The sequence below is a fragment of the Oceanicaulis sp. genome (assembly GCA_040112665.1).
GTDB lineage: Bacteria > Pseudomonadota > Alphaproteobacteria > Caulobacterales > Maricaulaceae > Oceanicaulis.
In genome coordinates this window covers 2706050-2732299 of the sequence record CP157796.1, presented here as the reverse complement: position 1 = coordinate 2732299, position 26250 = coordinate 2706050, and the positions used below count along the sequence as shown (strand labels likewise).

The 26250-nt window shown below is 68.1% G+C and carries 23 protein-coding genes; 10 read left to right on the top strand and 13 right to left on the bottom strand.

All coding sequences use genetic code 11. The features are described from left to right. Positions 1-2 precede the first annotated feature (2 nt). Complete coding sequence (clpA, locus tag ABL308_13475) at positions 3-2345, top strand: ATP-dependent Clp protease ATP-binding subunit ClpA (GenBank protein ID XBQ15954.1); 2343 nt, start codon at positions 3-5, stop codon at positions 2343-2345. Positions 2346-2431: 86 nt separating this feature from the next. On the opposite strand, the gene ABL308_13470 is transcribed toward clpA, so the two are convergent. Further along, positions 2432-3469, bottom strand: coding sequence for a sodium:calcium antiporter (locus ABL308_13470; GenBank protein ID XBQ15953.1), 1038 nt, complete (start codon positions 3467-3469; stop codon positions 2432-2434). 96 nt (positions 3470-3565) lie between these two features. Between ABL308_13470 and ABL308_13465 the strand changes: the two genes are divergently transcribed. Next, positions 3566-4024 (top strand): DUF2147 domain-containing protein, encoded by a 459-nt coding sequence (locus ABL308_13465; GenBank protein ID XBQ15952.1) that lies wholly within the window; start codon positions 3566-3568, stop codon positions 4022-4024. Here the strand turns inward: ABL308_13465 and ABL308_13460 are convergent. The 3 genes from ABL308_13460 to ABL308_13450 form a co-directional block, all read right to left on the bottom strand. Then, positions 4021-4452 carry an HIT family protein gene (locus ABL308_13460; protein ID XBQ15951.1) on the bottom strand — a complete coding sequence of 144 codons (432 nt, stop codon included), beginning with the start codon at positions 4450-4452 and terminating at the stop codon, positions 4021-4023. The two genes, ABL308_13465 and ABL308_13460, sit on opposite strands and share 4 nt — an antisense overlap. After that, positions 4449-5621 (bottom strand): GNAT family N-acetyltransferase, encoded by a 1173-nt coding sequence (locus tag ABL308_13455; GenBank protein ID XBQ15950.1) that lies wholly within the window; start codon positions 5619-5621, stop codon positions 4449-4451. The genes ABL308_13460 and ABL308_13455 overlap by 4 nt, the downstream gene beginning before the upstream one ends. Positions 5622-5682: 61 nt before the next feature. Further along, entirely contained in the window at positions 5683-6144 is a 462-nt protein-coding gene (locus tag ABL308_13450; GenBank protein XBQ15949.1) for a RidA family protein, read from the bottom strand. Between the two features lie 141 nt (positions 6145-6285). On the opposite strand from ABL308_13450, the gene ABL308_13445 reads away from it, so the two are divergent. Continuing rightward, positions 6286-7188 carry an alpha/beta fold hydrolase gene (locus ABL308_13445; GenBank protein ID XBQ15948.1) on the top strand — a complete coding sequence of 301 codons (903 nt, stop codon included), beginning with the start codon at positions 6286-6288 and terminating at the stop codon, positions 7186-7188. 2 nt (positions 7189-7190) lie between these two features. Here the strand turns inward: ABL308_13445 and ABL308_13440 are convergent, their stop codons facing one another. The 4 genes from ABL308_13440 to ABL308_13425 all read right to left on the bottom strand — a co-directional run bounded on the left by ABL308_13440 (position 7191) and on the right by ABL308_13425 (position 12851). Continuing rightward, entirely contained in the window at positions 7191-8453 is a 1263-nt protein-coding gene (locus ABL308_13440; protein XBQ15947.1) for a DNA polymerase IV, read from the bottom strand. Further along, entirely contained in the window at positions 8450-9358 is a 909-nt protein-coding gene (locus tag ABL308_13435; protein XBQ15946.1) for an ROK family protein, read from the bottom strand. The genes ABL308_13440 and ABL308_13435 overlap by 4 nt, the downstream gene beginning before the upstream one ends. An 81-nt stretch (positions 9359-9439) precedes the next feature. After that, the gene (gene trpE, locus ABL308_13430) at positions 9440-10942 is read right to left on the bottom strand and encodes an anthranilate synthase component I (GenBank protein ID XBQ15945.1); all 1503 of its coding nucleotides are present in this window, start codon (positions 10940-10942) and stop codon (positions 9440-9442) included. Position 10943: 1 nt separating this feature from the next. After that, entirely contained in the window at positions 10944-12851 is a 1908-nt protein-coding gene (locus ABL308_13425; protein ID XBQ15944.1) for a SurA N-terminal domain-containing protein, read from the bottom strand. A gap of 151 nt (positions 12852-13002) precedes the next feature. Here ABL308_13425 and tpiA point away from each other — a divergent pair, with 151 nt between their 5' ends. The 5 genes from tpiA (at position 13003) to rpmF (ending at position 17280) form a co-directional block, all read left to right on the top strand. Continuing rightward, positions 13003-13740, top strand: coding sequence for a triose-phosphate isomerase (tpiA, locus tag ABL308_13420; GenBank protein ID XBQ15943.1), 738 nt, complete (start codon positions 13003-13005; stop codon positions 13738-13740). 80 nt (positions 13741-13820) lie between these two features. Continuing rightward, the gene (locus ABL308_13415) at positions 13821-14822 is read left to right on the top strand and encodes a response regulator receiver protein (protein ID XBQ15942.1); all 1002 of its coding nucleotides are present in this window, start codon (positions 13821-13823) and stop codon (positions 14820-14822) included. 47 nt (positions 14823-14869) lie between these two features. Next, a complete protein-coding gene (gene secG / locus ABL308_13410; protein ID XBQ15941.1) occupies positions 14870-15262 on the top strand; it encodes a preprotein translocase subunit SecG in 393 nt (130 codons plus the stop codon). 90 nt (positions 15263-15352) lie between these two features. Then, entirely contained in the window at positions 15353-16981 is a 1629-nt protein-coding gene (locus ABL308_13405) for a CTP synthase (protein ID XBQ15940.1), read from the top strand. Positions 16982-17097: 116 nt separating this feature from the next. Next, positions 17098-17280 carry a 50S ribosomal protein L32 gene (rpmF, locus tag ABL308_13400; protein XBQ15939.1) on the top strand — a complete coding sequence of 61 codons (183 nt, stop codon included), beginning with the start codon at positions 17098-17100 and terminating at the stop codon, positions 17278-17280. Positions 17281-17411: 131 nt separating this feature from the next. On the opposite strand, the gene ABL308_13395 is transcribed toward rpmF, so the two are convergent. From ABL308_13395 to ABL308_13385, 3 genes are all read right to left on the bottom strand, one after another. Then, entirely contained in the window at positions 17412-18215 is an 804-nt protein-coding gene (locus ABL308_13395; protein XBQ15938.1) for an alpha/beta fold hydrolase, read from the bottom strand. 2 nt (positions 18216-18217) lie between these two features. Continuing rightward, positions 18218-18778, bottom strand: coding sequence for a TetR/AcrR family transcriptional regulator (locus ABL308_13390; GenBank protein XBQ15937.1), 561 nt, complete (start codon positions 18776-18778; stop codon positions 18218-18220). A gap of 173 nt (positions 18779-18951) precedes the next feature. Further along, positions 18952-21546 carry a M14 family zinc carboxypeptidase gene (locus ABL308_13385; GenBank protein XBQ15936.1) on the bottom strand — a complete coding sequence of 865 codons (2595 nt, stop codon included), beginning with the start codon at positions 21544-21546 and terminating at the stop codon, positions 18952-18954. Between the two features lie 158 nt (positions 21547-21704). Between ABL308_13385 and typA the strand changes: the two genes are divergently transcribed. Next, on the top strand, positions 21705-23531 hold the full coding sequence (gene typA, locus ABL308_13380; GenBank protein ID XBQ15935.1) for a translational GTPase TypA: 1827 nt from the start codon (positions 21705-21707) through the stop codon (positions 23529-23531). Between the two features lie 178 nt (positions 23532-23709). On the opposite strand, the gene ABL308_13375 is transcribed toward typA, so the two are convergent. Both ABL308_13375 and ABL308_13370 read right to left on the bottom strand, forming a co-directional pair. Continuing rightward, entirely contained in the window at positions 23710-24471 is a 762-nt protein-coding gene (locus ABL308_13375; protein ID XBQ15934.1) for a crotonase/enoyl-CoA hydratase family protein, read from the bottom strand. Next, on the bottom strand, positions 24468-25340 hold the full coding sequence (locus ABL308_13370) for an alpha/beta hydrolase (GenBank protein XBQ15933.1): 873 nt from the start codon (positions 25338-25340) through the stop codon (positions 24468-24470). The genes ABL308_13375 and ABL308_13370 overlap by 4 nt, the downstream gene beginning before the upstream one ends. A gap of 89 nt (positions 25341-25429) precedes the next feature. Between ABL308_13370 and ABL308_13365 the strand changes: the two genes are divergently transcribed. Next, positions 25430-26200: a DUF547 domain-containing protein gene (locus ABL308_13365; protein ID XBQ15932.1), complete on the top strand. Its 771-nt coding sequence runs from the start codon at positions 25430-25432 to the stop codon at positions 26198-26200. Positions 26201-26250: the final 50 nt, after the last annotated feature.

Here is a 26250-nt window from a genome sequence, read left to right as displayed (position 1 = left end):
GCTTGCCCTCTTTCTCTCCCGCCCTCGAAAAAAGCTTGCACCGCGCCCTGACGGCGGCGACCGAACGCAAGCACGAATACGCCACGCTGGAGCACCTGCTCTTCGCGCTCTGCGAAGACGAGGACGCCAGCGCGGTGATGCGCGCCTGCGACGTCGACGTAGACGAGCTCAAGGAGACGATGCTCGAATATGTCGACGACGAGCTTGCGAGCCTGATCGTCGACGACGGCGAGGACGCCAAGCCGACCGCCGGTTTCCAGCGCGTCATCCAGCGCGCGGTCATTCACGTGCAGAATTCCGGCCGTGACGAAGTGACCGGCGCGAACGTGCTCGTCGCGCTCTTCGCCGAGCGCGAAAGCCACGCCTGCTACTTCCTCGCCGAGCGCGACATGACGCGCTACGACGCGGTGAACTTCATCTCCCACGGCATCGCGAAAAAGCCCGGCGCTTCGGAATCGCGCACGCCGCGCGGCTCTGATGACGAGGACGAGGCCGAAGAGGCGATCGCCTCGGGCGAGGAGAAGGACAAGGACGACGTGCTCGACGCCTATTGCGTCGATCTGAACGCCAAGTCCCGCCAGGGCGGCGTCGATCCGCTGATCGGCCGCGCCCACGAGGTGGAGCGCTGCATCCAGGTGCTGTGCCGCCGGCGCAAGAACAACCCGCTTCTGGTGGGCGATCCCGGCGTGGGCAAGACCGCCATCGCCGAGGGCCTCGCGCGCAAGATCGTCGAGGGCGACGTGCCCGAAATCCTCGAGAACGCGGTGATCTACTCGCTCGACATGGGCGCGCTGCTCGCCGGTACGCGGTATCGCGGCGACTTCGAGGAGCGGGTCAAGCAGGTGGTCAAGGCGCTCGAAGCCCGGCCGCACGCCATCCTGTTCATCGACGAGATCCACACCGTGATCGGCGCGGGGGCCACCTCCGGCGGCGCGATGGATGCGTCGAACCTGCTCAAGCCCGCGCTTCAGGGCGGTGGGCTGCGCTGCATGGGCTCGACGACCTACAAGGAATACCGCCAGCACTTCGAGAAGGACCGCGCGCTCGCCCGCCGGTTCCAGAAGATCGACGTGGTCGAACCCACCGTCGAGGACTCCATAAAGATCCTGCAGGGCCTGAAACCGTATTTCGAGGACTTCCACGACATCCGCTTCACCGCCGAGGCTCTGAAAGCGGCCGTGGAGCTGTCCGACCGCTATCTCGGCGACCGCAAGCTGCCCGACAAGGCGATCGACGTGATCGACGAGGCGGGCGCCTCCATGCGTCTCCTGCCGCAGTCCAAGCGCAAGAAGACGATCGGCGTCAAAGAGGTCGAGGTGGTGCTGGCGAAAATGGCCCGCATCCCGCCGAAATCGGTCTCCAAGTCCGACGAGGCGGTGCTCAAGGATCTCGAAGGCACGCTCAAGCGCGTGGTGTTCGGCCAGGACGACGCCATCGCCAAGCTCTCCAGCGCCATCAAGCTGGCGCGGGCGGGCCTGCGCGAACCCAACAAGCCGATCGGCTCGTACCTGTTCTCCGGCCCCACGGGCGTCGGCAAGACCGAGGTCGCCCGCCAGCTCGCCTCCACGCTGGGCGTCGAGCTGCTGCGCTTCGATATGTCCGAATACATGGAGCGCCACACGGTGAGCCGCCTTCTGGGCGCGCCACCGGGCTATGTCGGCTACGATCAGGGCGGTCAGCTGACCGATGCGATCGACCAGCACCCGCACGCGGTCCTGCTGCTCGACGAGATCGAGAAGGCCCATCCGGACATCTTCAACATCCTGCTGCAGGTGATGGACAACGGTCAGATCACCGATGCGAACGGCAAGAAGATCGACTGCCGCAACGTGATCCTGATCATGACCACCAACGCCGGCGCCGCCGATGCGGCCAAGGAAGCCATCGGCTTCGGCCGCGGCAAGCGCGAGGGCGAGGATCAGGCCGCGATCGAGAAGCTGTTCACGCCGGAGTTCAGGAACCGCCTGGACGCCGTCATCGGCTTTGCGGGCCTGAAGTCCGACGTGGTCGGCCGCGTGGTCGAGAAATTCGTCCTGCAGCTCGAAGCCCAGCTCGCCGATCGCGGCGTGACCTTCGAGCTCACCGAAGCGGCCACCAAATGGCTCGCCGAGAAAGGCTATGACGAAAACTTCGGCGCGCGTCCGCTGGGCCGCGTGATCCAGGAGCACGTCAAGAAGCCGCTCGCCGAGGAGATCCTGTTCGGCCAGCTCAAGAAGGGCGGCGTGGTGAAGGTCGATGTCGACGCGGCGGACGAAACCCGCCTCGACTTCGAGATCATCCCCGCCGACCGGCTGAAGAAACCGCCCAGGCGGCAGCCGAAAAAGAAAGAGGAACCGGTGCGTTAGGGCCGGTTCTCAAGGTTCGAAACGAAGCGCCCCGGGCTGAAAGGCCCGGGGCGTTTTCGTTTCGCTTCTCTAAGCGTAGGGGCCGTTTAAAACACCACCACCGCCGCGTAGAGCGCGTAGACGCCCACGATCGTGATCCCTTCAAACCCGATGCCTTTCTTCTGACGGCGTAAGAGGCCGAGGATCAGCACGGCGGTCATCAGAAGCGTCGAGGACAGCGCCATCACCGTCTTGTCGGTCATGGCGTGATAGAGCGAGCCTTCGGTGTAGGCGGTGTCCGAGATGGCCAGGAACAGCGTGTCGAACACGTTGCCGCCGATGATCCCGCCGACCGCCAGGGTCAGCGCCTTGCGCCGGACCGCCGCGATCGTGGTGACGAGCTCGGGCAGGGAGGTGATGACCGCCGTAATCAGCGCGCCGATCGCAGCCTGGGCGAGGCCCGTGCGTTCGGCGAGCGCGATGGCGGACTGGCTGACCGCATAGCCGGCGACGCCTGTGAGCACGGCGAGCAGGATGAAAATGGTCCAGAGCCCTTTGCCGGCGCCGGAGAAATGGCCTTCCTCGCCGCCGTCCTCGACCTCGTCGGTCTGGGTCTCTTCGTTGATCTGAGGGCTCCACATCGGGTCGTGGCGCATTTTCCCGATGATGTGGAGGCCGTAGACATAGCCGATCAGCAGGATCGGCGTGGCCGGGTGGATGTGAAACACCGTAATGTCCGGCCCGGCCATGGCGATCAGCGGCACGCTGAGCATGGCGCACAAGAGCGAGGCCTGCGCCAGCCCGCCCAGAGATGCGGCGGCGTGTTCGAGATTGGCCCGGCGATAGGTCATGTCCGCGACCGCCAAGAACAGCGTCTGCACGGCGATGCCGCCCACCGCGTTCGAAATCGCAAGCTCGGAATACCCCTCCCAGGCTGTCGCCACCGACGTCACGATGCCGGGCAGCGAAGTCGCGGCGCCCAGAAAAACCGCGCCCACGATCGCCTCGCCCCAACCGGTCGCGTCGGCGAGCTCGTCGCCTTTGCCCGCGAGCTTGGAGCCGGCGAACAGGATGACCACGGCGCTGACGCCGAGCACGGCGGCGATCAGCCAGATCGGAGCAGTTTCAGGAAATGAAAGAGGCATGCGCCTTATAACGCGATGCAGCGCAGAGAGGTCCGGATCGGGGCGTTCGTGCGTTTCACCGGTGTCGAGGGGCGCGATGCTGAGCGGAGAGCGATGATGACCAGCCTGTTCGTACTGATCTTTCTTCTGGCTTCCGGCGGCGCTCAGGACGCGCCGTCACCGCCGGAGGCGCAGCCCGCGCCCGTACACGGGCTATGGGCGACGAGCGAGGAGGGCGGCCGGGTCCGGATCGGACCGTGCGGGGATGCGCCTGAAGAGCTGTGCGGTGAACTCGTGGACGCCGCCGCGCTCAGGGCCGATCCCGATCTCGCCGACGCGAACAATCCCGACCCCGAACAGCGGTCGCGCCCCTTGCGCGGCGTGCTCGTCATAGACGGGTTCGAGCGGTCCGAGGACGGCGACTGGGAGCCTGGCGTGCTCTACGACCCCGAGGAGGGCCGCCGCATCACCAACGGCCATGTGCGCCTGGCCGGCCCCGATCGGCTGGAAGTGCGCGGCTGCGTCGCCTTCATCTGCCGCACCCAGGTCTGGACCCGGATCGAGGACGAGATCTAGAGCGCGTCGCGGATCCTGGCGGCGAGCCGTTCGAGCTGATCGGTCTCCGCCTTGCCCGCAGCGCCGTGCCCCGCGATGTCGCTGCCCTCATAGCGCGGGATCACGTGAAAATGGATGTGAAACACGGTCTGACCGGCGGGCGCGCCGTTGAACTGTGCGACCATCACGCCGTCAGGTGACAAAGCCTTTTCAACGGCCTGGGCGAGTTTCTTCACACGCAGGATCGCTTCTTTCGAGGCGTCTTCGCTCAGTTCGAGCAGGTTGCGGGCCGGCTCCTTGGGGACCACAAGGCAATGGCCCTCGGACTGCGGGAAAAGGTCCATGAAGGCAATGGCGTGCTCGTCCTCGAAGATCTTCACGCAGGGCGCCTCGCCCGCGATGATCTTCGCGAAGATGTTGCTCTGGTCGTAGGTCCCGTGAAGGCTCATGAGGCGGACGCTCCGTCTTTGCTGCCGTCTTCTGATTTGTAAGGGGTTTCCGCTGCAAGCGCGAGGCGTTCGGCTTCCACGGCGGGGCGTTCGCGATCGAGATACTCCGCCACCGCCGCCCTGAGGCCGGGGTGCACGATGTCGTGGGCCGAGCGCACGATGACCGGCCTGTAGCCGCGCGCGAGCTTGTGCGCGCCCTGAGCGCCCGCCTCGACGCGTTTCAGCCCGTGCGCGAGAGCGAAGTCGACGGCCTGGTGATAGCACAGCTCGAAATGAAGGCTGTCCTGGTCCTCCAGGCACCCCCAGTACCGCCCGAACAGGGCGTCCGAGCCGATGAAATTGAGCGCGCTCGCGATGTAGCGGCCCTCGCGTTTGGCCATGACCAGAAGGATCCGGTCGGCCATGCGCGCGCCGGTGAGGGAGAAGAATTCGCGGGTCAGATAGGGCGTGCCCCATTTGCGCGCGCCGGTGTCCTGATAGCACGCGAAGAACACGTCCCAGTGCGCTTCGGTGATCGCATCGCCGGTCAGCGGCTCGATCTCCAGCCCCGCCTGCGCCGCCGCGCGCTCCTTCTTCAGCGCCTTGCGCTTTCTCGAGCTCAGCGCGTCGAGGAAATCGGCGTAGTCGCGATAGCCCCGGTTTTCGAACACGAACTGCACGTCGTGGCGGGGCAGGAGGCCTTCGTCTTCAAGCTCGCCCGCCTGACCGGCGTCGGGGAAAAGGACGTGCCAGCTCGACACCTCCATCTCGCGGGCCGCATGCCGGGCGCCGGCGATCAGGGCGCGCCTGACCGCCGGGTCGGGCGACAGAACGCGCCGTCCGGTCGCCGGGGTGAAGGGCGCAGCGGTGAGCAGCTTGGGATAGTACCGTCCGCCGCCGCGTTCGAGCGCGTTCGCCCAGGCGTGGTCGAACACGTACTCCCCGTAGGAATGGCCCTTGAGATAGAGCGGAAGCGCGCCGACGATCCCGCCGCCGGCGTCCTCGGCGATCAGATGGCGCGGTCCCCAGCCGGTTTCCGGCGCCGCCGAGCCTGACCGTTCGAGCGCTTCGAGGAAGTCCCAGCTCACGAACGGATCCCAGGGCTCGCCGTCGGGATTGGCGACCGCGTCCCAGGCCTCGCGCCCGGTCTCAGCGAGGCCGCCTGTCATCTTGATGGTGATCTCGCTCATGGGTCCGCCTCGCTCGGGGCTCGACCGCGATATGGGCGCGCGCGATCGGTGCGGCGAGGGGTCAGCCGATCTCGATCACCGCGTCGACCTCGACCGCGGCGCCCAGCGGCAGCACCGCCACGCCGACCGCCGAGCGCGCATGACGGCCCGAATCGCCGAACACCGCCACCATCAGGTCGGAGGCGCCGTTGATCACCTTGGGGATGTCGGTGAACCCCGGATCGGCGTTTACGAACCCGCCCAGCTTGATCACGTTTTTCACGCGCGACAGATCGCCGCCGCACGCCGCCTTGAACTGGGCGATGAGATTGATCGCGCAAAGCCGCGCGGCCGCCTGACCGGCGTCGAGATCGAGCCCCGCGCCCAGCCGGCCCGCGACCAGGCCGTCCGGGCCCAGGGAAATCTGTCCGGAAACATGCACTTGCGATCCCGCCTGGCGGAAGGGGACGTAATTGGCCACGGGCGCGACGGGCTCGGGCAGGGTGATCCCAAGCTCGCGAAGGCGGGTCTCGGCGTCTGACATTGTCGGTCTCCAGATTGGACGGGCAGGCGTTGAGTATCCGATAGCGGCGGCTTTGGCGACCGGCGGCGGGTTGAAGCCTGGCCCCCGGAGAGTCATGTTCACCACGCCGGGGGGCGAAACACGCGGGCGACGGAAGCGCACATGGCGCAGGACGATTTCGGTGCGGCGATCCAAAGCCGGTCCACGCGGTTCACGACCCGCGACGGCCGCGTGCTGTGCGGCCGCATCATCGCCCCGCCCGCCCCGATCGCGGTGATGGTGATCAACCCCGCCACCGGCTATCCAGCCCGCTTCTACCAGGGCTTCGCCGGGGCCGCCGCCACGCAGGGCTGGGCGGTTCTGACTTACGATTACAGAGGGCAGGGAGAATCCTCCGACCGCCATCCGCGCCGTGATCCGGCGACCATGCTGGACTGGGCGCTTGAGGACATCCCGGCTGCGGCGCGCCACGCCTGCGCCGAGCATCCCGGCCTGCCTCTCGACGTGGTCGGTCATTCCGTGGGCGGACAGTTCGCCGCCTTTACGCCCTCCGACCTGCCGCTGAGGCGGCTGGCGCTTCTGTCCTCCTCGTCGGGATACTGGGGCCGGCAGAGCGCGCCGCTGAAGTTCTTCGCCTGGGCGTTCTGGCGCGTGATCGGCCCGCTCCAGCTGGCCACGCGCGGCTATATCCCGCGCGGCGCCTTCTGGAAGGGCGAGGACCTGCCCGCCGGGGTCTGGCGCGACTGGCGCGATTTCGGGGTCAATCCGGCCGGGTTCCGGGACCGCTTCGCAGAGCTCGGACTCGCCGGCCGCTACGCCCGCTTCACAGCGCCGATCAAGGCCTGGACCCCTGACGACGATCCGATCGCCAACCCCGCCGGCGTGCGGTGGCTTCTCGAGCGCTATGAGAACGCCCCCAGCGAGATGAAGATCGTCCGTCACGACCAGCTCGGCCGCGGCGCGATCGGCCATGACGGACTGTTCCGGCGCAAGGTCTCCGACGTGTTCTGGCCGCAGGTCTTCCGCTGGCTGGCGCTCGACGAGCGCCGGATGGCGGCGGAGTAGGCTCAGTCCCGCCTGAGCTGCCGGCCCTTGATCACGGCGGCGTCGCCGAATTTCGCGCGCATGGCGTCGGCGGCGCGTTCGGCCTTCGCGCGCTTTTCCGCAACCGGATCGAGCAGGTCGCCCGCATCGCCGGCGGCCGGTTCGAGCACGGAATAGCCAGCGCCGATCAGCCGGTAGCGCACACCCTCGGGTTCCCGGTCCAGAAGCTCCGCGGCGGTGCGGAACAGCGTGTCGGCGAGCTGGGCTGGCTGGGAGAGGGTGCGCCGCCGCGTGACGGTCTTGAAGCGGTCGGTCTTGATTTTCAGCGTCACGACCCGGCCCGCCACCGCACCGGCCTTCATCCGGTCGGCGACCTTCACGCAGAGCGGCCAGAGCCGGTCTTTCAGCGCGTTCTTGTCTGACACGTCGTCCTCGAACGTGGTCTCGGCGGAGACCGATTTGCGTTCGCGTTCGGGGTTCACCGGGCGGGTGTCGATCCCGCGCGCGATGCGCGCCAGCCGCAGCCCGGATTCGCCGTAACGGCGCGCCAGATCGCTCTCGCTGCGCTTGAGCACGTCGGCGAGCGTGGCCAGCCCGTCGCCCTGAAGCTTCCTGGCGAAGACCGGACCCACGCCGTAGACCTGCCCCACCTTCATGGCGGCGAGAAAGCCCGGCGCGTCGGCCCGGCCGATGACGGCGAAGCCGTTGGGCTTGTCGAGATCGGACGCGGTCTTGGCGAGGAACTTGTTGAAGCTCAGCCCGACCGAAACCGTCACGCCGACCTCCTCGCGGATCCGGCGCTGCAGCCTCAGCAGGGTGAGCGCGGGCGGCGCGCCGTGCAGGCGTTCGGTGCCGGAAAGATCGAGGAACGCCTCGTCCACGCTGAGGGGTTCGACGAGCGGGGTGACGTCCTCCATCATCGCCCGGATGCGGCGGCCTTCGGCGGAATACACGCCCATGCGCGGGCGGACGACGACCGCGTCAGGGCAGGCCTTGAGCGCCTTGAACATCGGCATGGCCGAGCGCACGCCGTAGAGCCGGGCGACATAGCAGGCGGTGGCCACCACGCCGCGCCGCCCGCCGCCGATGATCACCGGCTTGTCCTCGAGGCTCGGATCGTCGCGCTTCTCGATCGCGGCGAAGAAGGCGTCGCAGTCGATATGGGCGATGGCGAGCGCGCCGATCTCGGCGTGGCGCAGGACGTGACGGCTGCGGCAGGACGGGCAGGCCGGATCGTTTGCGCCGGCCGGCGCGAGGCATTTGCGGCAATAGCCCGGCGCGCTCACCTGGGGGCCTTGGGTTCGAGCCAGGCCGCGCCGCGGACGCCGGAGCTGTCGCCGTGCACGTTGCGGCGCACTTTCGTGCGCGGCTCGTCGGTGAAGCAGTGCGGGGCGAGCGCGGCTTCGAGGCGTTCGGCCGCGCCCTCGATGTTCGAAAGCCCGCCGCCGAGCACGATCACCTCGGGGTCGACGATGTTGACGAGCGTGCCCATCGACCGGGCCAGCCGGTCGACCCAGAGCGCGATGGTCTGGACGCACTCGGGATCGCCCTCGGCCGCACCGGCGGCGATCTCGGCCGCCGTCATCGCCACGCCCGTCCTGCGTTGATGGTCCGCCGCGACGGCGGGGCCTGAACACCAGGCCTCCACGCAGCTTTCCCGTCCGCACTTGCAGAACGGGCCGGGGACTTCTTCAGGCGAGGGGCGGGGCAGGGCGGTGTGTCCCCATTCCGCCGCAATCCCGTCAGCGCCTTCGACCAGCTCTCCGTTCAGGACGAACCCGCCGCCGACGCCTGTTCCGGTGATCACGCCGAACACGCTCGCCGCGCCTGCGCCCGCGCCGTCGACCGCTTCGGACAAGGCGAAGCAGTTGGCGTCGTTCGCGCACGCGACCGGCCTTCCGCAGGCTTCGGCGAGATCGCGGTCGAGCGGCTTGCCGTTCAGGGCTGTGGAGTTCGCGTTGCGCACAAGGCCTGTGCGCGGATTGATCGAGCCGGGATGGCCGACCCCGACATGGGGCGCGGAGAGCCCGGTCTCGGCCTCGACCGCGGCGGCGAGGTCCGCCACCGCGCGGACCTTGCCTGTATAGTCGGGCGGGGTCGGCGCGCGGCGCCGGGTCAGGATCTCGCCGTCTGCGGAGAGGATCGCCGCTTCGATCTTGGTGCCGCCGAGATCAACGCCGAGTCGGGTCATGCCGCGCCGCCTGATGAGTCGCTGAAGGCTTGTTCTTATCCCGTTCCGAGCGGCGCGCGAAGGGGATGCTGCGGCTGAGGCTCAGGCGAAGCGCCAGGCCTCTGCGGCGGCGCGGAAGAGGGCGCGGGCCTTGTTCACCGTCTCCATGCGCTCGGATTCGGGATCGGAATCGAGCACCACGCCGGCGCCGGCCTGCACATGCATGCGCCCGTCCTTGATCACGGCGGTCCTGAGCGCGATGCACACGTCCATGTCGCCCTGCGCGCCGAAATAGCCCACCGCGCCGCCATAGATGCCGCGGCGATGGGGTTCGAGTTCGTCGATGATCTCCATGGCCCGGACCTTCGGCGCGCCGGACACCGTGCCTGCCGGGAATCCGGCGAGGAGCGCGCTGACCGCGTCTTCGCCGTCGGCCAGCTCGCCTTCGACATTGGAGACGATGTGCATGACGTGGCTGTAGCGCTCGATGACCTCGCGCTCGGTGACGCGCACGGTTCCGGCCCTGGCCACCCGGCCCACGTCGTTGCGCCCCAGATCGAGCAGCATCAGATGCTCCGAACGCTCCTTCGGGTCGGCCATGAGATCGGCCTCGAACGCGGCGTCGGCCTCGGGCGTCTGGCCGCGCGGCCGGGTCCCGGCGATCGGACGGACCGTGACGGTGTTTCCGCGCAGGCGCACCAGGATCTCCGGGCTCGACCCGCAGATGGAGAAGCCGGGAAAGTTGAAGAAGAACAGGAAGGGCGAGGGGTTGGTCCGCCTCAAGGAGCGATAGAGCGCGAACGGCGGCTCTGCAAACGGTGCGGAGAAGCGCTGCGAGGGGACGACCTGGAAGATGTCGCCGGCGCGGATATAGGCGCGCGCAGCCTCGACCTTCGCGCGGTAATCCGCGTCGCTCATGTTCGACTGCGGCGATTCCGGCGGGCGCGGTTCTGCGACCCCATGGATCGGAGCAGGGGAATCGAGCCGGGCGAACACCGCTTCGATGCGCCGCCGGGCGTTGTCGACCAGCGCTGCGGGGTCCGCGCCGGGAACCGGGCGGACCGGCGCTGCGGCGACGATCTCCTGGCGCAAGGCGTCGAAGATCACCATCACGCGCGGACGGATGAGCAGTCCGTCAGGCGTGCCCAGCGGGTCGGGCGCAGCCTGCTCGGGCAGGCGTTCGGACAGGCGCACCGTGTCGTAGCCGAGATAGCCGAACAGGCCGGCGGCCAGCGGCGCCAGCCCGGCGGGCAGGTCGAGCCGGGTTTCCGCCTGCAGCGCGCGAAGCGAGGTTAGGGGATCGGTCCCGGCGGGCTCGAACGCGCCCGGCGCCATCCCCGGCCCTGGGGCGCGAGCGATCTCTGCGGTCTCTCCGCGGCACCGCCAGATGAGATCGGGATCGAGACCGATCGCGGAATACCGGCCCCGATAGGCGCCGCCCTCCACGCTTTCCAGCAGGAAGGTGTTCGTCTGGCCCGCCGCAAGCTTGAGATAGGCCGAAACAGGGGTTTCCAGATCGTCGACCCGGCGCGCGGTCAACAGCACGGGCCGGCCCTTCGCGAGGGTTTCGGCCGCCGCTTCCGGATCGGGCGCGAAGTCGCGCATGTTACGGCGCGTTCGGGTCGGTGCGGCCCAGCGCGAGGTCGATCAGACGCTGGTCGGCCTGAACCTCGTAGGTGGCCAGAAGCGCGTTCTGAAGCGCCAGGGCGAGATCGTCAGAGAGCTCGCCGGACAGCGCCTGCATGCGCTCGGGCTGGATCGGATCGCCGGTCGGCGCGGTCACGTCCGTGACGATCGCCACAGCGCGCGTACGCTGATCGCCGGCGCGCGCCTCGAAAGGCTCGCCGGGCGCCGCAGCGAAGGCGGTCTGCACGAGCTGGCGGTTGAACGGCCCGGCGGTTTCGCCGCGGGTGAGCGTGCTTGTCTCGAGCCTGGCGCCGGGGATCGATGCGGCGACCTGCTCGAGGCTTTCACCGGCCTCGACGCGGTCGAGCGCGCCTTGCAGGATCTCGCCGAGCGCGTCGTCGACCGTGCGCGCGCGGTAGAAGGCGGTGGCCTGCGCGCGCACCTCGTCCACGGCCGGAAGGCGGGACTCCTCGACCTCATCGACCCGCACGACGAAATAGCCGTTCTCGCCGTACTGATTAAGGTCGCCTGCGAAGCCGATCGGCAGCTCGAAGACCTGGCCGAGGATTTCCGGCGCGTCCACGAGGGTGACCGCCGTCGCCCCCTCCACGCTCTGGCCTGAACGGCTCAGGAAGTCGAAGCGCTCGGCGGGCAGGTTCGCGGCGCGAGCGGCTTCTTCGAGCGTCGCTCCCGCGCCGCGCGCTTCTTCGAATTCGGCGAGCGCGTCGAGCATCATGGCGTCGGCTTCGCCTGCGGCGAGTTCCTCGATCAGATCGCTTCGCACTTCTTCAAATGAGGGCACGACGGGGTCGAGCGCGTCGTCGATGCGCACCACGCGCCAGCCCAGCCGGCCTTCGACCGCGCGGACGTCGCCGCGCTGCATGTCGAAGACCATGTCTGCGATCGCACTGTCAGGCACTTCGAAGGCCTGAACCTCGGTGAAGGGCGCAGGTTCGCCAAGGCCGAGATCGTCTGCGACCGCGCCGGCGTCCTCGCCACCGGCGATCCGCGCGGCGGCGGCTTCGGCGGAGGCCGCGTCAGGGGCGGGCCATTGCGTGAAGGTGCGGGTCGGCGGATCGCTCAGCTCGCCGTTCTCCCGCCGGAAGTCGTAAAGCGCCTGAAGGTCCTCTTCGGACACCTCGACATCGCGCTCGAACAGGTCGGGGCGCGCGCGGACGAGCGTGAAGCGCCGCAGCTCGGGCCGCTGGAACACCTGCGCGTTCTCGGAGATGAAAGCTTCGAGCGCGGCGTCGTCGGGCGTTTCGACCTCGCCGACCAGGCTCGGGGGCAGGAACAGCGCGCGGATCTCCCGGCGCTCCTGCTCGTAGGCGCGGCGGGCGCGCGCGAAGACCTGCGGCGCGGCGACCCCGCCCAGAGCGGCCTCGACGAGCTGGGCGCGGGAGAGTTCCTCGGCCAGCTCGGCCTCGAACTGGCGCGCGCCGGTCTGACCGCGATAGCCGTTCTCGGCGAGGATCGACAGATAGGTCTGCGGATCGAACCGGTTGGTGAACGGGTTCTCGAACGCCTCGATCTCGCGCAGCGATTCCATCAGCTGCTCGTCAGACAGGCTTAGTCCCAGCTCGCCGGCCTTGGCGTCGATCGCGGCCTGCACGGTGAGGGTCTCCACCATGCGCTCGCCCAGCCCGATCTCGTCGGCCTGCTCGCGGGTGAAGCGCGGGTTTTCGCGCTGGATCTGGAAGATCTGCCGCTCATAGGCGCGCTGCAGCTCCTGCACGGTCACCCGTTCAGGGCCTACCAGCACCGCCGCGTTGCCGGTCCCGCGGAAGATGTCGTTCACGCCCCAGAGCGCGAAGGCCGCGATCAGAAGCGCGATGATCATGCCGCCGAACCAGGGCGAGCGGGCGAAATTGCGAATGGCGGAAAGCATGAACTTCGGCGTGCCTTGCTGAGTTGTGGACCGGCGGAACCTAGCCGCGGCGCCCGCCCCCCGCAAGAAGCGCGGCTGCGCGTTGCCGCGGCGGGGAACCGCTGGTACCGCTAGCGCCCGCTTTCGCGCCGACAGACCCGGAGACCCGCCCATGACGCGCCCCGCCCTGATCGCCGGAAACTGGAAGATGAACGGCGGCCTGGACGATCTGTCCTGGGCTGACGATCTCGTTGAGGCTTTCGGGGCTGACGGGCCGGGCGTGGACGCCGCGCTGTGCCCGCCCGCAACGTTGATCGCACCCTTCGCCGAGCGGCTCCCTTCGTGGATCGCCCTGGGCGCTCAGGACTGCTCGCAGCACGGGGAGGGCGCGCATACCGGCGATCTCGCTGCGGGCATGCTCGCAGCGCTCGGTTGCCGCTACGTCATAGTGGGTCATTCCGAGCGCCGCTCGAACCATGGCGAGGGCGACGACCTCGTGCGCGCCAAGGCCGAGGCGGCGATCGCCGCAGGGCTCGTTCCGATCGTCTGCATCGGAGAAACGCTGGCCGAACGCGAGACCGGGCAGGCCGAAGACGTGGTGATCGCCCAGCTCGCCAGGTCCGTGCCTGCGGACGCGTCTGCCAAATCACTTGTCATCGCCTACGAGCCGGTCTGGGCGATCGGCACGGGCAAGACCGCGACGCCGGAGGACGCCCAGGCCATGCACGCCCAGATCCGCCGCGCGTTTCCAGGCGAGGGGCGGGACGAGCTGCGGATTCTCTACGGCGGCTCGGTGAAGCCTGAAAACGCGGCGGATCTGTTCGCGATGGACGACATCGACGGCGCGCTCGTCGGCGGCGCGAGCCTCGAGGCGGAGGACTTCGCCGGCGTGCTCCGCGCGGTGCGGTAAGGCGATCTTCAGAAGTTTTCCCTAACTTCCCGTCACATGGCCGAAACTCCCGCCATGCGAAGCGGGATGCGGGGATGGTGATGAGCGAGATCGCGTACGCGCGCGCCACTGTGGCGCTCTATGACCCTGTGCACGTCAATCTGCGCACGACGCGCTATGCGCTGCAGCAGATCGGCTTCAAGGAGATCGAATCGATCTCCACCCTGCGCGATCTCAAGCGCCGGGTTCAGGACGACGCGCCCCATCTTCTGGTGATCGAAACCTCCGACCATGAGGCCGAAGTCTTCGGTCTGGTGCGCGCGATCCGCGCCGGCGAGGTGTCCAACAATCCGTTCGCTGCGATCCTGGTGACGAGCTGGCGGCGCGACACCGCCGTGGTCCGCGAGGCGGTGAGCTGCGGCGCCGACGACGTCATCATCCGGCCCTTCTCCACCGCCTTCGCCGAGGAGCGGATCCGCACGCTGGTCAAGGCGCGCAAGCCCTTCATCGTGACGAGCGACTATATCGGCCCGGACCGGCGCCGCGATCCCAAGCGCGCAGGCGGCGCGCCGCCCATCGAAGCGCCGAACGTGCTCAAGGCGGTCGTCACCGAGGACGACGCCGCGCTGGCCCGGGCGCGCGCCTGGATCGACGAAGCCCAGCGCACGGTCGACGGCGAGCGGCTGCGCCGTCTGTGTCTGCGGGTGATCATCGGCGCGGAGGCCGGGCTGCGCGAGATGAAGGAAGGCCGCACGCCGGTCATGGATGTCGGCGAGTTCGAGCGCGGCGCGCGTGAAGTGCGCCAACGGCTCGCCCGCTCGCGCTCGTCTGAAGCCAAGCGCGTCTCACAGGCGCTGTGCGAGGTGGCGGCCGAGCTGCGCGAGCCGCAGGGCTTCAGCGCGGGCAATCTGGGCCTGGCCAAGGAGCTCGCCATGGCGGCCTATGTCGCCTACGCCGGAGACGACGGGATCGAGCGCTCGGCCAGCGAGATCGAACAGGCCGCCGCCGCGCTTCAGAAACGCATGGCGTCGGCCGCGGCGAACCCGACGCACACCGACGGTGGCGCTTCGGATCAGGCTGAGCTAAAACGCGCGGCCAGCTAGCGCCCCGGGCTCTCCGGGGCGTCCTGATCCATTTCCGCGAGAGCCCAATGACCGCCGTACTGCTCATCATCCACCTTCTCGTGACCGTCGCGCTCGTGGCCGTCATCCTCATGCAGCGCTCCGAAGGCGGGGCTCTGGGGATCGGCGGCGGCGGCCCGGGCGGCATGATGAGCGGCCGCGGGGCGGCGAACCTTCTGACCCGCACCACCATGGTGCTCGGCGCGCTGTTCATCGCCAATTCGATCATCCTGGCGGTGCTCTCGGGCGTTGATTCCACAAACCGTTCGGTCATCGACCGCGCCGGGGAGACCCGCGACAGCGAACTGCCGTTCGATTTCGACGAGCCGCCGGCCGGTTCGGACGACGCGCCGGCCGATCTTCCCGCGGACGCGCCGCAGGACGCGCCGGCGGAAGAAGAGCCGGCTCTGCCGAACCGCTAGAAGAAAAGCTGCGCGCAGGCTGCGCTTAACCGGCGCAGGGTCTGCGCGCGGCCTTTGCGGCGGCGCGATTCTGCGCTAAGCCGTCCGCCCATGCCGCGATACATCTTCATCACCGGCGGCGTGGTCTCCTCGCTCGGAAAAGGCCTCGCCTCAGCCGCTCTCGGCGCGCTTTTGCAAGCGCGCGGGTACAAGGTCAGGCTGCGCAAGCTCGACCCCTATCTCAATGTCGATCCGGGCACGATGAGTCCGTACCAGCACGGCGAGGTCTACGTCACGGACGACGGGGCCGAGACCGATCTGGATCTGGGCCATTACGAGCGCTTCACCGGCGTGTCGGCCGCCCAGAGCGACAACATCACCACCGGCCGGATCTATTCCGAGATCATCGAGCGCGAACGCCGCGGCGATTATCTGGGCGCGACCGTGCAGGTGATCCCGCACGTCACAGACGCCATCAAGGCGTTCGTGCTGTCCGACGCGGGCGATGTCGATTTCGTGCTGTGCGAAATCGGCGGCACGGTGGGCGACATCGAAGGCCTGCCCTTCTTCGAGGCGATCCGTCAGCTCGGCCAGGAGCTCGGCGCGAACAAGGCGCTGTTCCTGCACGTCACCCTGCTGCCCTTCATCAAGGCGGCGGGCGAGATGAAGACCAAGCCGACCCAGCACTCGGTCAAGGAACTGCTCTCGATCGGCATCCAGCCCGACGTGCTGCTGTGCCGCTGCGAGATTCCGATCGATCCGGGCGACAAGCGCAAGATCGCGCTGTTCTGCAACGTGCCCGAACGCGCCGTCATCGAGGGCCGCGACGCGGCGAGCCTTTACGACGTGCCGCTGGAATACCACGCCCAGGGGCTGGACACCGTCGTGCTCGAACGCTTCGGGATCGAGGACGCGCCTGCGCCGGACCTGTCGGTCTGGGAGCAGATCTCTCACACCGTCCACAATCCCGACGGGGAGGTGACCATCGCGGTTGTGGGCAAGTACACCGTGCTGGTGGACGCCTACAAATCCCTGCTCGAAGCGCTCAATCACGGCGGCATCGCGAACGGGGTGAAGGTGCGCGTGCGCTGGCTGGACGCCAGCCAGTTCGAGGAGCCGGACAATTTCTCCGCCCTCGAGGATGTGCACGCCATCCTGGTCCCCGGCGGCTTCGGCGAGCGCGGCGCGGAAGGCAAGATCGCCGCGGCGAAGTTCGCCCGCGAGCGCAAGATCCCGTATTTCGGCATCTGCTTCGGCATGCAGATGGCCGTCATCGAGGCGGCGCGGAACCTCGCCGGCGTCGAGGGCGCGGGCTCGACCGAATTCGGCTCGGCGAAAGAGCCTCTGGTCGGCCTTCTCACCGAATGGGTGAAGGACAACGAGGTCGTACGCCGCTACGAGGGCGGCGATCTGGGCGGCACGATGCGGCTCGGCGCCTACATCGCCAAACTTAAGGACGGCTCGCGCGTGGCCGAGATCTACGGCGAAAGCCGGATCGAGGAGCGCCACAGGCACCGCTACGAGGTGAACATCGCCTACCAGCAGCGCCTGGAAGCGGCCGGGCTCGTCTTCTCCGGCATGTCGCCTGACGGCGTGCTGCCCGAGATCGTCGAATACGCCGACCACCCTTGGTTCATCGGCGTGCAGTTCCACCCCGAATACAAGTCGAGGCCCTTCGCCCCGCATCCGCTGTTCGCGAGTTTCGTGGCCGCGGCCGTGACGCAGTCGAGATTGGTGTAGGCGAAGCGCCTGAAACGGTTGCCTCGCGGCTGCGAACAGAGTATCACCCTCCGCTCAGCCGCGCCGGGAGTCCCTGGGCGCGCAGGATTTGGCGTTTCGAACAGCAGGAGTGACCGATGGCGGTCCCTAAGCGTAAGACCACCCCGTCCAAGCGCGGCATGCGCCGGTCGCACCACGCGCTGAACAACCCGGCCTATGTCGAGGACAAGGACACCGGCGAGCTGCGCCGTCCGCACCATGTCGATCTGAAGACCGGCATGTATCGCGGCAAGCAGATCCTGGACGTCAGCGAAGACTAAGTCTTCGCGGCCTTTTCAGGTTTGAAGAGCCCTGCGCGAAAGCGCGGGGCTTTTCGCGTTGAAGGCTGCAGCTTCCCGCCCCATCTCTCGCGGCGTCTGCTCGGCGCCGCGCGGTCACTTCGCCCGCCCGCTCACCCCTTCAGAAACCTCAGCACCCGCGCCACCACCGCCTCGTCGCGCAGCACGCCGCGATGGCCGAGATCGTCGAAGAGGGCGAGTTCGGCGCCCGGCCAGGCGGCGGCCATGCGTTCGGCCGCCTCGGGCGGCGCGATCGTGTCGCCGCGTCCGTGGCAGATGAGGGCGGGTACGGTGAGCGAGGGCGCGTCGGCGACGACCGACAGCTTTCGCGCGTCCTCTGCGAAGCGATGGCTGACCGCGTCCAGCATCAGACCGATCGCCCGGTCCGACAGGCCCATGGCCCGGCCCTGGAATTTGACGTTGGCCTCCAGCGCGTCGGGCGCGCCAAGCGAGACGACGCGCTGCGGCGAAAGCCCGTGCCGGGTCATGGCGATGACGGTCGCCGGCAGGCCCATCGAATGGGCGACCACCGCGAACGGCCGGCCCAGCGCGGCCTGAGCCGCGGCGAGGCCTTCAGCGAAGGCGAGCATGTGTGCGCGTTCGCCCGTGCTCGCGCCGTGGGCGGGCCCGTCGATCAATGCGACGGCGAAGCCCGCTCCGAGCACCGCCCGACCGATCGTGCTGAGGTCGGCGCTGTCGGCCTCCCAGCCGTGCTGAAAGACCACGAGCGGGCCGTCACCGCCCGTCCAGGCGCGCTGCATGCCGCAAGGCGCGGGGAAATCGACGGGCGTCAGCGTCTCGAGCCAGTCCCGTCCGGTGTCCGATTGCTTTCTCACGCGCGGGGTGACGAAACGGGCGCCGGCGACGCGTTTGAACCGCTCCGGCGCGAACCGGGCGGCGAGATTGGCGGCGAGCATGCTCAAAGTCCGTAACGGCTGAAAACTTGGTCGTATTCGGCCTCGGCGCGGGCCCGGCCTTCTTCTGCGCCCGTCAACGCGGCGAGCCCCGCGGCGAGCCCGATCGCTTCAAAGGAAAACGCGAAGGCTTCGGCGCGCTCCCCTAGCGCGGGCCGGGCGAGCCCGGCGACGAAGGGCTGAAACCGCGCGCGGACGGCGCGGGCGTATTCGCCGGCGGTCCCAGCGAGCGCGCAGGATTCGAACGCAGCCTGCATGAGCGGGCAGGGGCGGCGGGCGTCCAGCCAGTCGAGCCAGGCGCTGGCGAGGGCGCGCAAACGGGCGGGCGTTTTGGCGCTCGCGGAGAAGGCAGGCTTGATCACCGAGGCGGAAAATCGCTCCGCAGCGTGGTCGACCAGTGCGATCTGTAGGCGTTCGACATCGCCGAACCGGGCGATAAGCCCGCTCTTCGACATCCCGGTAAGGCTGGCGAGCCGGCCTACGCTGAGCCCGCCGAATCCGTGATCGGGCAGGGCGTCCAGCGCAGTGTTGAGCACGCGGGTGCGGGTGGTCTCGGCGGTTCTCATGCGCGAATAATGCGAACGTTCGTTCGATTTCGCAAGCGAAACGCGTGCGTTATCCCCGCCGGCGCTCGAGCGCCGCCCTCCCGCCCGGACCTTTCGGTCGCGATCCGCCCTGTCCCGGCGGGAGGTGAGGCCATCATGCAGGCGGGGTGCGAGGGGGCGGACAGGCCTTGCGCCTATTCCTCGTACTCGCCCCGCGCCGCGTCGATCATCCCGGAGAAGAAGATCGCGTTCATCAGAAGCTTCTCGGTGCCCGGATAAGTCCCGCGGAACACGGGATTGTCGGCCATCAGGATCACCGATCCGCCGCCCAGCCTGCGTGTGACGACCGCGGGCGTTCCGGCGATCTCGCCGATTCGCTTGTCGGAGGCATAACCGGTCAGAAGCGGCGCGTCGGCGTACTGCACGGGAACCGCATAGGGGTCTTCGGGACGGCGCAGCGTGAAGGTCTCGTTGCGATGCACCGGCAGGAAGCGGTCGCGATAGCCGAAGCCCAGCGGGTGGGAGGTGTCGAGATCGGCCTCGAAGATCGCCCCGCCGATCACGTGCTCGGCTTCGCGGACGTTCATTTCGGAGACGTCGTAGCGCCGCACGGTCTCGTCCTCGGCGTCGTCAGGCCCTTTCTCGGCGTCTTCGCCGTCGTCCTCGAAGAAGGCGGTTTCGGCCCAGCGCGCGGCGTCGGTCATGGCGACAAGCGTGCCGCCGCCGCGGATCCAGCGTTCGAGCGTCTCCTGGGCGCGCTCGGGCAGGTCGGCGTCGCCGCCGACCAGGAGGAGGTGGGTGTATTCGCTCCAGTCCAGCCGGCCGAGATCGGATTTCTTCACCAGCGTGGCGGGCATGCGGTGGCGATAGTCCAGCGTCCACCAGATCTCGCCGGCGTCATACCAGCTCAGCCCGTCGTCGATGGCGAGCACGACCTTCGGCGCTTCCAGCGCCTCGAACACGTTCCAGGCGCCCAGATCGCGCCCCTCGACCGGGGTGAGGCCCGAGGTCGCCGCATGAACCGTCACGCCGTCCTCGGCCGCGATCGTGCGCATGATCTGGTGGATCTCGTCGCGTCCGACCGTCTGGCCAGCGAGGGGGACGACGATCGCGCCGCGGTCGAGCGCGGCTTCGCCCGTGGTCGTGTCCACGTTGAAGGCTTCCTTCGCGCCGCGGGCCAGAACGCCGGCGCCGAGCACGCGGTTCAGCGCGCGCGGCGCATAGGTGTGGCCCCAGTCGAAGACATAGGCGTAGGGCGCCTCGTCAGGCTCGGGCGCAGGCGTGAAAGCGCCGTCGGCGAGATCGAGCCGGGCCGGAGCGGCCTGGAACAGGCCCGCACGCACCGGCGCGTAATCGAGGTCATAGGCGAGCGGCAGGGTCCAGCCCGAGACGTCGTAGAAGATGTTCTCCTCGAACTCGGTCAGCCGGTCGAAGATCCCGCGGATCATGGCGTGCTGCAGCTGGGCCGTGGGCACGAACCAGCTTTGACCGGCGAGATAGACCTTGCCGTCCGCGCGAATGTCGCGGCCGTTTTCGTAAACCTCGATGTCGTGCATGCGCAGAAGCCGGACGAAGCGGCGCGCGCGTTCGGGATCGCCGGGCGCGGTGAAGACCCAGCCCTGCTGGTCGGCGCGCTGGGCCCGGGAGAGATTGCCGGCGAAGAACTCGCGCTGATAGGCGGTGATCTCGCTGCGCAGGTCGAGCGAGCCTTCAAGCGTGGTCAGCGCGGTGCGAAACTGGGTGCGCACATTGTCGGCGTGCTCGACGAGGCCCCGTTCGGTCTGGATCGCACCGCCGCGCGCCGCGCCGGCTTCGAACAGGATGCCGAGCGAGCCGTTGATCTGCGGGTAGGTCGAGCCTTTGCCGATGTAGAAATTGTCGAACACTTCCTGGGTGGAATAGAGCCGGGATTCGGAATCCAGGAAGGCCGCATGCCGGCGGCCGATCTCGAAGGTCAGCTCGCGGGCGCGCGCGGGAATCAGCGGATTGCGGCGCAGCGGCTCGCCGGGATGGAAGTAGAACGGGCTGTCGGATCCCATCTCGTGATAGTCCGCCGAAACCATCGGCTTCCATTCATGCCATTTGCGGATCCAGGCTTGGGATTCAGGCTGGGTCAGCAGCAGCCACTGCCGGTTGAGGTCGAACCAGTAGTGGTTCGTCCGCGCGGTGACCCACAGATCGTGGGCGATGTCGTTGGGATCGGTGTTGTCGGCGTAGGACCAGAAGCGCTCGGTATGGTCGATCCGGCGGGTGTGGCCGTCCGGATTGAACGCGACGGTGAAGAGCATCACCGCGTCGTCGAGCTTGGCCTCGACCGCTTCGCCCTGGGCGGCGGCGAAGTGATAGAGCAGCGGGATCGCCGCATCCATGCCCGAGCTCTCCGCGCCGTGGACGCCGAAATTGATCCACAGCACCATCGGGGCCGCGTCCGGCGCGGCCTCGCCGCGCAGGCGCGCCAGATGGGTCTCCCGGATCTCGTCGATCCGGGCGTGGTTCTCGGGGCTCGTGACCGTGAAGGTCAGAATCGGACGCCGCTCGTGGGAATAGCCGATCGTCTCCACCTCGATGCGCGGCGAGGCGACTGCGAGCGTTCTGAGATAGGCGAGCATGTCGTCATAGCGCACCGGCCGCTCGCCGATCTCATAGCCTGCGCCCGATTCGAAGGTCGCGACGGAAGGGTCGTAGCGCACCCCGTCGACCTTGAAAAAATCAGTCGGTTCGGCATGCGCGGCGGCGCTCAGGCCGAAGGCGGCGCAAGCCGCAGCGAGGCGGGCGAGGGTCTTTTTCATGGCTTCTCCCCTAAAACCCACTTTCACAACGGGTTTTGCGTCAGTGTTCTTTCGGCGGAGACTAGCGCCGCGCCCCGGCGGTTTCCAGTGCTGGCGCTATGAGGCGGAAACCTCTATGAGGGCGCGCGAAAACACTCCCCCGCATGAAGGGCCTCCCCATGACCGCTCCGGTCGAGCGCATCCGCAACATCGCCATCGTCGCACACGTCGACCACGGCAAGACGACCCTCGTCGACAAGCTCCTCAAGCAGTCGGGGACGCTGGGCGACCGCGCCGGCGAGATCGAGCGGGTCATGGACTCCAACGATCTGGAAAAAGAGCGCGGCATCACCATCCTCGCCAAGAACACCGCCGTGACCTGGGGCGATTACGCGATCAACATCGTGGACACGCCCGGCCACGCCGATTTCGGCGGCGAGGTGGAGCGCGTGCTCTCGATGGTGGACTGCGTGCTGCTTCTGGTGGACGCGGTGGACGGGCCGATGCCCCAGACCACCTTCGTGACCAAAAAGGCGCTGGCGCTCGGCCTCAAACCGATCGTGGTGGTCAACAAGGTGGACCGTCCCGGCGCACGGCCCGACTGGGTCGTCGATCAGACGTTTGATCTCTTTGACCGGCTCGGCGCAGACGACGAGCAGATGGACTTCCCCGTGGTCTACGCCAGCGCCCTTCAGGGCTGGGCGAGCCTGGACGCGGAAAGCCGGGGCGAAGACCTCAGCCCGCTGTTCCAGACGATCGTCGACCGCGTGAGCCCGCCTGAAGTCGATCAGGACGCGCCGCTCCAGCTGCAGGTCTCCGCGCTGGATTATTCGAGCTATACCGGCGTGATCGGGCTGGGGCGCATCCGCCGCGGCACGCTTAGGAAGAACCAGCAGGTCGCGGTGGTCGGCGCGGACGGCAAGACCCGCAAGGCCAAGGTGCTGCAGGTGTTCGGCTTCCACGGCCTTGAGAAGGTCGAGCGCGACAGCGCGAGCGCGGGCGACATCGTCACCTTCAACGGCGTCGATCCGTTGAACATCTCCGACACGCTGTGCGATCCCGAACATGTCGAGGCGCTGCCGCCGCTCACTGTGGACGAGCCGACGATCTCGATGACCTTCCAGGTGAACGATTCTCCGTTCGCCGGCCGCGAGGGCAAGTTCGTCACCTCCCGTCAGATCAAGGACCGGCTCGATCGCGAGCTGATCCACAACGTCGCCCTGCGCGTGGTCCAGCAGGACAACGCCGACAAGTTCACCGTCTCGGGCCGGGGCGAGCTGCACCTTTCGGTGCTGATCGAGACCATGCGCCGCGAAGGCTTCGAGCTCGCCGTGGGCCGTCCCCAGGTGATCACCAAGGAAATCGACGGCCAGGTCTGCGAGCCCTTCGAAACCCTGACCGTAGACGTCGAGGAAGACCATCAGGGCGGCGTCATGGAAAAGCTCGGCGCGCGCAAGGCTGAGCTCAAGAACATGGTGCCAGACGGGCAGGGCCGGGTGCGTCTGGAATATCTCGCGCCCACGCGCGGGCTGATCGGCTTCCGGTCGGAATTCCTGACCCTGACCCAGGGCTCGGGCCTGATGTTCCACGCCTTCGATCACTACGCCCCGCGTGCGGCCGGCGATGTCGGCCAGCGGCCTAAGGGCGCGATCATCTCCATGGACACCGGCAAGGCGCTCGCCTTCGCACTGTGGAACATCCAGGAGCGCGGCAAGCTGTTCATCGGCCACGGCGTCGAGGTCTATGAAGGCATGATCATCGGCGTGAACGCGCGCGAGGAAGACATGATCGTGAACCCGCTGAAGGGCAAGAAACTCACGAACATGCGCGCCTCTGGCACCGACGAGGCGGTGGTTCTGGTCCCCCCGATCCGCCTGACGCTGGAATACGCTCTGGAGTTCATCAACGACGACGAACTCGTCGAGGTGACCCCCGAGAGCATCCGCGTGCGCAAGAAGCTGCTGCTCGAACACGAACGCAAGAAAGCCAGCCGCGCGGCGGGGTAGGGGCGAACACACCCTGTCAGCGCCCGCGCAAACTCTCTCCTCAGTGTGGGGCGGATCGACAGGTCCGGGTCGGGTGGGGGAACGCCAGCGTATGCAGTTTTAAGCGCTCTACGATCCTCACCCCACCGCCGCCCTTCGGGCGGACCCTCTCCATCTAGGGGAAGGAGCCGGGGAGGAGCTAGAACTTTCCCCCGCGACCTTCGCCGTCCCTGAAGCGGGTCGCGCCCGCGAGGGTTTCACCGCTCGCAAGCGTGTCCATCCCGCGGCGGGTCTCGTTGATCAGCGCGTCGGGGTCTGAAAGCGCCTGCGCGTCGTAGACGCTCGCGCGATCGTTTCTGAGGCAGGCTTGCGGAAACGCCGCGATCTGTTCTGCCAGTTCAATCGCTGTTTCAAGCGCTTGCCCAGGCTCACTCACCCGGTTTGCAAGCCCCCAGCTCAGCGCTTCGGCGGCGTGGACCGGCCGGCCTGTCAGGATCATGTCCATCGCGCGGCTCTGCCCGATCAGGCGGGGCAGGCGCACCGTGCCGCCGTCGATCAGGGGCACGCCGAAGCGCCGGCAGTACACGCCGAACACCGCGTCGGACGCCATGACCCTGAGATCGCACCAGACCGCCAGCTCAAGCCCGCCGGCGACCGCGTGGCCTTCCACCGCGGCGATGACGGGCTTGGACAGCCGCATGCGCGTGGGTCCCATCGGACCGTCGCCGTCGAGCTCGACCCGGTTGGGATCGCCTTCGGAGATCGCCTTGAGATCCGCGCCCGCGCAGAACTGACCGCCCGCGCCGGTCAGAACGGCGACGGACACGTCCGGATCGTTGTCGAACTGGCGGAACACCTCGGCGAGGGCGTGAGCGGTCGCCCGATCGACCGCGTTGCGGCGGTCGGGCCGGTTGATCGTGACGATGCGCACCGGGCCGCGGGTCTGAAGATCGATCGTCATCGCGTCTCGTCCCATACAGATGCGATCCAGTCCGCCACGCGCGCCGGATCCTCCATCACCGCAAGGTGGCCGATCCCGGCCTGCGCGTCGATCCGGACACCGCGGCGGCGAAGCGCACCCGCGCCGATGAGCGTGGAGCCGTGCTCGGCCCTGAAAGCACGCGCCCGCTCGCCGATGCGCCGGGCTGCGGCGAAGGGATCATGTCCCTGCGCCTCGTAATTGGCCGCCTCCCACTCCGGCGAACAGGACAGCGCGACCCCGTCTGCGGTCTCGGCGAGCCCGTCTTCGAGATAACCGTCCAGCGCCGCGTCGTCCCAGCGCGCGAAGTTCGGTTTCGCCTTATATCGCGTGCGCACCGCCGCCCTGTCCGGCCAGGCGCGCGAGCGCTTGCGGGCGGCCTTGGCGATGCTCATCGAGCGCTTGAAGAGGCCCCAGGCGGGCGTGCGCGCGGCGAGATAGAGCGGCGGGGGCAGGATCACCGGTTCGACAAGGGCGAGCGGGGGCGGGTCGTCCATCCGGCTGGCGGCCAGAAGACTGCTCGTCGCGCCCATGGAATGGCCCGCCAGGAAGGCCGCCGGCCGGTCGAGCGCGGCGTTCAGCAACAAAAGATCGTCCGCATAGACTTTCCAGCTGCGATGGGTCGCCGGATCGGCGGGCAGGGCTGTGCGGCCATGGCCTCTGAGGTCGGGCGCGACGATGTCGAACCTGTTCGCCAGCCGGGCGAGCATGGGCGCAGCAGCCATGGCGCAAAACCCGTTGGCGTGCGCGAACACAAGGCGCGGCGCGCCAGCGTTCGGCCAGCGCAGCAGCGCCATCTCGCCGCCGGGCAGCGCGATCGTCTCGCGGATCGGGTCTGGAAGGCGTGACATCGATCACAAACTGGCGAGATTCACCGGTGCGGCAAGCCGCAGGCGCTGCAGCGTTCTAGATTGAAGGTCGAGCCGTTACGGAGCCCGCCATGATCCGCCTCGCCGCTTTCGCACCTTTCCTCTTCGCCGTCGCGCTGGTCGCCTCGCCGGCTGCCGCACAGGATCTCCATGCGCCTTGGGACGCCATCCTCGCCGAGCATCTCGTCGAGAGCCCGGACGGGGTGAACCGGTTCGACTACGACGCCCTGCGCTCCGACGCCGAAGACCGGGCCGCGCTCGAGGCCTATATCGGCGTATTGGAGGCGGCTCGGCCATCCGAGATGAGAGCCGACGAAGCCTTCGCCTACTGGGCCAATCTCTATAACGCAGTCACAGTGAAGCTGATCGTCGACGAAGCGCCCGAGCGCTCGATCCGGCAGATCCGGCCGCACCTGTTCGCGATCGGACCCTGGGGCGTGGAGCGGGTCACTGTGGAGGGCGAGGCGCTGTCGCTCGACGATATCGAGCACGAGATCATGCGCCCGAGCTTCGAAGCGGCGATGGTGCATTACGCGGTCAATTGCGCCTCGATCGGTTGTCCCAACCTCAAACCGACCGCCTGGCGCGCCGAAACTCTCGATGCTGATCTGGATGCGGCGGCGCGCGCCTATGTGAACCATCCGCGCGGAGTGACCCCCGTTGAGAACGGAGTTGAGGTATCGCGCATATACCGCTGGTTTCGCAAGGATTTCGGTGACAGCGAAGAGGGCGTGATCGCGCATCTTCTTCGCTTCGCCGAGCCAGAGCTCGCCGCCCATATTCGCGCCCATCCCGACATTCGCGGGCATGGGTACGACTGGTCCTTGAATAAGGCGGATTAAGCCGGGCCGAATTCTGAACCGGGTTCACCGCGCCTGCGTTGACACATGTA

Coding starts and splice junctions, on each gene's coding strand:
- typA (XBQ15935.1), top strand. CDS start 21,705: ATGACCGCTCCGGTCGAGCGCATCCGCAACATCGCCATCGTCGCACAC.
- ABL308_13365 (XBQ15932.1), top strand. CDS start 25,430: ATGATCCGCCTCGCCGCTTTCGCACCTTTCCTCTTCGCCGTCGCGCTG.
- tpiA (XBQ15943.1), top strand. CDS start 13,003: ATGACGCGCCCCGCCCTGATCGCCGGAAACTGGAAGATGAACGGCGGC.
- secG (XBQ15941.1), top strand. CDS start 14,870: ATGACCGCCGTACTGCTCATCATCCACCTTCTCGTGACCGTCGCGCTC.
- ABL308_13450 (XBQ15949.1), bottom strand. CDS start 6,144: ATGTCAGACGCCGAGACCCGCCTTCGCGAGCTTGGGATCACCCTGCCC.
- ABL308_13445 (XBQ15948.1), top strand. CDS start 6,286: ATGGCGCAGGACGATTTCGGTGCGGCGATCCAAAGCCGGTCCACGCGG.
- ABL308_13435 (XBQ15946.1), bottom strand. CDS start 9,358: ATGACCCGACTCGGCGTTGATCTCGGCGGCACCAAGATCGAAGCGGCG.
- ABL308_13470 (XBQ15953.1), bottom strand. CDS start 3,469: ATGCCTCTTTCATTTCCTGAAACTGCTCCGATCTGGCTGATCGCCGCC.
- ABL308_13405 (XBQ15940.1), top strand. CDS start 15,353: ATGCCGCGATACATCTTCATCACCGGCGGCGTGGTCTCCTCGCTCGGA.
- ABL308_13370 (XBQ15933.1), bottom strand. CDS start 25,340: ATGTCACGCCTTCCAGACCCGATCCGCGAGACGATCGCGCTGCCCGGC.
- ABL308_13415 (XBQ15942.1), top strand. CDS start 13,821: ATGAGCGAGATCGCGTACGCGCGCGCCACTGTGGCGCTCTATGACCCT.
- ABL308_13390 (XBQ15937.1), bottom strand. CDS start 18,778: ATGAGAACCGCCGAGACCACCCGCACCCGCGTGCTCAACACTGCGCTG.
- ABL308_13375 (XBQ15934.1), bottom strand. CDS start 24,471: ATGACGATCGATCTTCAGACCCGCGGCCCGGTGCGCATCGTCACGATC.
- ABL308_13385 (XBQ15936.1), bottom strand. CDS start 21,546: ATGAAAAAGACCCTCGCCCGCCTCGCTGCGGCTTGCGCCGCCTTCGGC.
- ABL308_13395 (XBQ15938.1), bottom strand. CDS start 18,215: ATGCTCGCCGCCAATCTCGCCGCCCGGTTCGCGCCGGAGCGGTTCAAA.
- ABL308_13425 (XBQ15944.1), bottom strand. CDS start 12,851: ATGCTTTCCGCCATTCGCAATTTCGCCCGCTCGCCCTGGTTCGGCGGC.
- ABL308_13455 (XBQ15950.1), bottom strand. CDS start 5,621: ATGAGCGAGATCACCATCAAGATGACAGGCGGCCTCGCTGAGACCGGG.
- ABL308_13465 (XBQ15952.1), top strand. CDS start 3,566: ATGACCAGCCTGTTCGTACTGATCTTTCTTCTGGCTTCCGGCGGCGCT.
- rpmF (XBQ15939.1), top strand. CDS start 17,098: ATGGCGGTCCCTAAGCGTAAGACCACCCCGTCCAAGCGCGGCATGCGC.
- ABL308_13460 (XBQ15951.1), bottom strand. CDS start 4,452: ATGAGCCTTCACGGGACCTACGACCAGAGCAACATCTTCGCGAAGATC.
- trpE (XBQ15945.1), bottom strand. CDS start 10,942: ATGCGCGACTTCGCGCCCGATCCGGAAGCGGCGGCCGAAACCCTCGCG.